Origin of the sequence: Streptomyces katrae (assembly GCF_000966975.1) — a bacterium.
Lineage (GTDB): Bacteria > Actinomycetota > Actinomycetes > Streptomycetales > Streptomycetaceae > Streptomyces > Streptomyces katrae.
Genome location: NZ_JZWV01000395.1, coordinates 1 through 3,928 on the forward strand (window position 1 = coordinate 1; position 3,928 = coordinate 3,928).

Annotated in this window: 10 protein-coding genes; 5 read left to right on the forward strand and 5 right to left on the reverse strand. The window is 72.2% G+C overall.

Features of this window, described 5'->3' with window-relative positions:
* Window positions 1-99: DUF6891 domain-containing protein (locus tag VR44_RS49125; RefSeq protein ID WP_425424511.1), on the forward strand; the 99-nt coding region annotated here is incomplete at its 5' end.
* 138 nt (window positions 100-237) lie between these two features.
* Here VR44_RS49125 and VR44_RS15235 read toward each other — a convergent pair.
* On the reverse strand, window positions 238-597 hold the full coding sequence (locus tag VR44_RS15235; RefSeq protein WP_045948024.1) for a CU044_2847 family protein: 360 nt from the start codon (window positions 595-597) through the stop codon (window positions 238-240).
* A 253-nt stretch (window positions 598-850) separates the two neighbouring features.
* Here VR44_RS15235 and VR44_RS15240 point away from each other — a divergent pair, with 253 nt between their 5' ends.
* Window positions 851-1,396 (forward strand): GNAT family N-acetyltransferase, encoded by a 546-nt coding sequence (locus VR44_RS15240; RefSeq protein ID WP_045948025.1) that lies wholly within the window; start codon window positions 851-853, stop codon window positions 1,394-1,396.
* 128 nt (window positions 1,397-1,524) lie between these two features.
* Here VR44_RS15240 and VR44_RS15245 read toward each other — a convergent pair whose 3' ends face one another.
* A complete protein-coding gene (locus tag VR44_RS15245) occupies window positions 1,525-1,842 on the reverse strand; it encodes a hypothetical protein (RefSeq protein WP_157880307.1) in 318 nt (105 codons plus the stop codon).
* 347 nt (window positions 1,843-2,189) lie between these two features.
* Here VR44_RS15245 and VR44_RS15250 point away from each other — a divergent pair, with 347 nt between their 5' ends.
* From VR44_RS15250 to VR44_RS15260, 3 genes are all read left to right on the forward strand, one after another.
* On the forward strand, window positions 2,190-2,411 hold the full coding sequence (locus VR44_RS15250) for a hypothetical protein (RefSeq protein ID WP_045948027.1): 222 nt from the start codon (window positions 2,190-2,192) through the stop codon (window positions 2,409-2,411).
* 51 nt (window positions 2,412-2,462) lie between these two features.
* Entirely contained in the window at window positions 2,463-2,753 is a 291-nt protein-coding gene (locus VR44_RS15255; protein ID WP_045948028.1) for a type II toxin-antitoxin system RelE/ParE family toxin, read from the forward strand.
* Between the two features lie 98 nt (window positions 2,754-2,851).
* Window positions 2,852-3,013, forward strand: a complete 162-nt coding sequence (locus VR44_RS15260) for a hypothetical protein (RefSeq protein ID WP_045948029.1) — start codon at window positions 2,852-2,854, stop codon at window positions 3,011-3,013.
* An 86-nt stretch (window positions 3,014-3,099) separates the two neighbouring features.
* Here the strand turns inward: VR44_RS15260 and VR44_RS15265 are convergent, their stop codons facing one another.
* The 3 genes from VR44_RS15265 to VR44_RS15275 form a co-directional block, all read right to left on the reverse strand.
* A complete protein-coding gene (locus VR44_RS15265; RefSeq protein ID WP_045948029.1) occupies window positions 3,100-3,261 on the reverse strand; it encodes a hypothetical protein in 162 nt (53 codons plus the stop codon).
* A gap of 98 nt (window positions 3,262-3,359) precedes the next feature.
* Window positions 3,360-3,650 carry a type II toxin-antitoxin system RelE/ParE family toxin gene (locus VR44_RS15270; RefSeq protein ID WP_045948028.1) on the reverse strand — a complete coding sequence of 97 codons (291 nt, stop codon included), beginning with the start codon at window positions 3,648-3,650 and terminating at the stop codon, window positions 3,360-3,362.
* Between the two features lie 51 nt (window positions 3,651-3,701).
* On the reverse strand, window positions 3,702-3,928 hold a 227-nt coding region (locus VR44_RS15275), incomplete at its 5' end, for a hypothetical protein (protein ID WP_157880308.1).

A 3,928-nucleotide genomic window follows, 5' to 3' on the forward strand; every position in this document is an offset into this window, starting at 1 on the left:
GCCCTCGAAGCGGTGGGCCTGCGCACCGAGTGGGACCACGACCCCGCCCGGGCCATCACCGTCACTCCCCTCGACTGGCGCCGCCGCCTGGTCGGGTAGACGCAGCGGGAGGGACGCGGGCGGCGCTCAGGCAGTAGCCCGCTCGCGGGCCCGTTCGGCCCGGGGCCACGGCGGGCGGCAGTCCCCGCGTACGGCTGCTGTCCGGTCGCGGATCCGCGGCGTGGGGGGCCGAGCCGTTCACTCGGCTCGCTCCGGAGGTTCAGAGGCGGCGGGAGGACGGCCGGAATCGCTCCCTTTCCACGTCATGGTCACCGTCAGATGACAGCCGGCACCGGTCTTGGTGATCACGGCCCCGGCCGCGACCGAGAGGTCGATGCCGAACTGGACCGTGATGTCGTCGGGGCGGGCTTTGCGCAGTTGGTCGAGTGCCACGCGCGCTGCCGCCGTGACCGGCGCGAGCGCCTCCTGCAGGGTTTCGGGCAGGACGCGGACGGCATCACCGATGCGGCCGGCCTTCACCGGCCCGTCCGTGGCGGGCGAAGCCTCGACCAGGACGAAGCCCCCGCCCTCCAGCGGAATCCGAGCAAGGGGTGCCAAGGCTCCTCCTCCGCTTGTCGTACACGGCGGCGGTCACTGAGGGAACCGCTCCGGGTCCCGGCCAGCATCACAGGCCCGGGGGCGCGGCGCACGGCGAACTGGGCCGCTTCCTCCGGATCACTCCGCTGAACAGATGAAAACGGCGGCCGGCGGTCCTGCCGTACCGAGTGGCGCGGCCGCGGCACCGCTCGAGCCTGTCGATGCAGCGTTCGACGGTGTTCCGCTGTTCATGGGCCCGGGTTAGGTTGGCCGGATGTCTGAGCTGAGAACCGAGCGTCTGTTGCTGCGGGGGTGGCGGGAGAGCGACCTCGCTCCGTGGGCTGCGATGAATGCCGACCCGGAAGTCCGCCGGTACTTTCCCGGAGTGCTCACCCGCGAGCAGGCCGACGCGTCGGCGGCCCGCTTCCAGGCGGAGATCCACCGGCGGGGCTGGGGCTGGTGGGCGGTCGAGGTGATCGACAGCGGTGAGTTCATCGGGTTCACCGGCCTGGACGCGGTGGAGGACGTCATGCCGTTCACGGGCGTGGAGGCAGGCTGGCGTCTGGCCCGCTCGGCATGGGGGCACGGCTACGCGACGGAGGCGGCCCGGGCCGCACTCGAATTCGGCTTCGACACGCTGGCGCTGCCGGAGATCCTCGCGGTCACCTCCGTCACCAACGTGCCGTCCCAGGCCGTGATGCGCCGCATCGGAATGACCCGCGACCGGGCCGACGACTTCGACGACCCGACCATGCCCCTCGGCCCACTGCGCCCGAGCGTCGTGTACCGCCTCCCACGGGGCAGGTACCAGCGCACCTGACCCGTACCGTGGTCGTCACTCCGCGGTTGCCGTTCGGCTCCGCGCACGCGAAGCCGAACCGGCGGGCCGGCCCACGGCGGACCGGCAGCGTCCCGTCGCGCGGCGCGCCTGACGTCGTCGCGGCGTCCTCAGACGCCCCAGCCGTAGGCGTCCTGGGTCGAGAGTTCCCGCCAGAACGTCGGTTCGAGCCGGGCCGTCACCCCCGCGGCTTCCATCATCGGCCGGATCTCGGACTCCATCTCCTGGAAGAACGACTCGAAGCTCTGCCGGTCCGGCCACTCGTCCAGCACCATCAGGCGGGTGCCGTCCTCGGAACCGTAGAAGCGGTGCGCGATGAGGCCATGGCGCTTCGCCGTCTCAAGGACCCCCTGGAACTTCTCGTTGTGGCTGCGGGCGTACTGCTCCAACGCCTTCGGATCGCCGACGGCTTCCAACGTCAAGATCACGGACATCGCTCCTCCTGAACACTCGCAGACCTGTACGGAGATGTTTGCAACAAATCGTGCCTGGCTAGGGCAAACACGCCATGAGGTCATCGAGCAGGCGAGCGGCTGCTGCACGGAAAGGGCGTGGGGATGCGGCGCAGGGCACCCCAGCGCCCCAGCGGCCGCCGGTGCTGGAGGCCGCGCATCGGGGGGAGCTGACAGCCTCACCGTGCTGATCACCTCGGGTCGGGGTCTCGTACGACGTTCGAACCGGCGCATTTGGGGTAGAACGGTCTGTCCGGCCGGCGTCGCGCCCGGGCCCGTGGCGGCGGGCCGGACGCCGGGAACCCGACGAGGCGGTGACACCGATGTCCCAGTGCAAGATCCCCGACTACCGCACCGGCCACCGCGGCCGGCACTGGACCCATGCCCTGCGCAGCGCCGAGAAGGCCGGTGCGGTCGTCGTCACGGACGAGACCGGTGAAACGGTCCGCTACGCCGGCGAACCCAGCGGCCCCGGCCGATTCCGCCCCTGGCTGACGGCCTCGGGGGAACGCTACGACAGCCACGACGTCCACCCCGAGTGGTGACGCGCAGGCGCGGACATCGCCGACGGAACCCCTGGGAGAGGAGGGCACTCCATGCACGGTCCCACGAGCCCCGCGCGGCCCCGGTCACGGATCGTGTGGGAGACGGCCGCGCTCGAGGCCGCCGCCCGGTTCCTGCGGGACGACCTGGCGGGCGTGCGCCTGCTGGTGGAGTCGGCCGACCTGCTGCCGTGCGGGCCCCGGCCCGCCGGGACCGCCGCGTACGGATCGCCCGACGTCCGGCGCATGCACGCGGGCCGGTACCGGCTGCTCTACCGGGTCACCGCCGAGGGTGACACCGGCGGGACGGCGATCACGGTGCTCCACGTCGGCCGCATCGCCTGACACACCGGGGGCGGGCCCTTCGGCCGCGTCGTGCGGGTCGTGCGGGTCGTGCATGTCCGGGGGTTCCAGGGGCATGCGAGTGGCCGGAGGTGAAAGCCATGGTTCCCCTGCTTCTCGTTCTGCTGCTCGCCCTGATCCTGTTCGGCGCCGGCTTCGCACTGAAGGTCCTCTGGTGGGTCGCGATCGCCGTACTGGTGATCTGGCTCCTCGGGTTCGTCGCCCGGCCGAGGACCGGCGGCGGGCGTTGGTACCGCTGGTAGTCGCGGCCGGTCCGCCATGAGGCGTCAGTGGTGCCCGCACCGTACGGTGCGGGCACCACTGACGCCTCATGGCGGACCGGCCGCGACTACCAGCGGTACCAACGCCCGCCGCCGGTCCTCGGCCGGGCGACGAACCCGAGGAGCCAGATCACCAGTACGGCGATCGCGACCCACCAGAGGACCTTCAGTGCGAAGCCGGCGCCGAACAGGATCAGGGCGAGCAGCAGAACGAGAAGCAGGGGAACCATGGCTTTCACCTCCGGCCACTCGCATGCCCCTGGAACCCCCGGACATGCACGACCCGCACGACCCGCACGACGCGGCCGAAGGGCCCGCCCCCGGTGTGTCAGGCGATGCGGCCGACGTGGAGCACCGTGATCGCCGTCCCGCCGGTGTCACCCTCGGCGGTGACCCGGTAGAGCAGCCGGTACCGGCCCGCGTGCATGCGCCGGACGTCGGGCGATCCGTACGCGGCGGTCCCGGCGGGCCGGGGCCCGCACGGCAGCAGGTCGGCCGACTCCACCAGCAGGCGCACGCCCGCCAGGTCGTCCCGCAGGAACCGGGCGGCGGCCTCGAGCGCGGCCGTCTCCCACACGATCCGTGACCGGGGCCGCGCGGGGCTCGTGGGACCGTGCATGGAGTGCCCTCCTCTCCCAGGGGTTCCGTCGGCGATGTCCGCGCCTGCGCGTCACCACTCGGGGTGGACGTCGTGGCTGTCGTAGCGTTCCCCCGAGGCCGTCAGCCAGGGGCGGAATCGGCCGGGGCCGCTGGGTTCGCCGGCGTAGCGGACCGTTTCACCGGTCTCGTCCGTGACGACGACCGCACCGGCCTTCTCGGCGCTGCGCAGGGCATGGGTCCAGTGCCGGCCGCGGTGGCCGGTGCGGTAGTCGGGGATCTTGCACTGGGACATCGGTG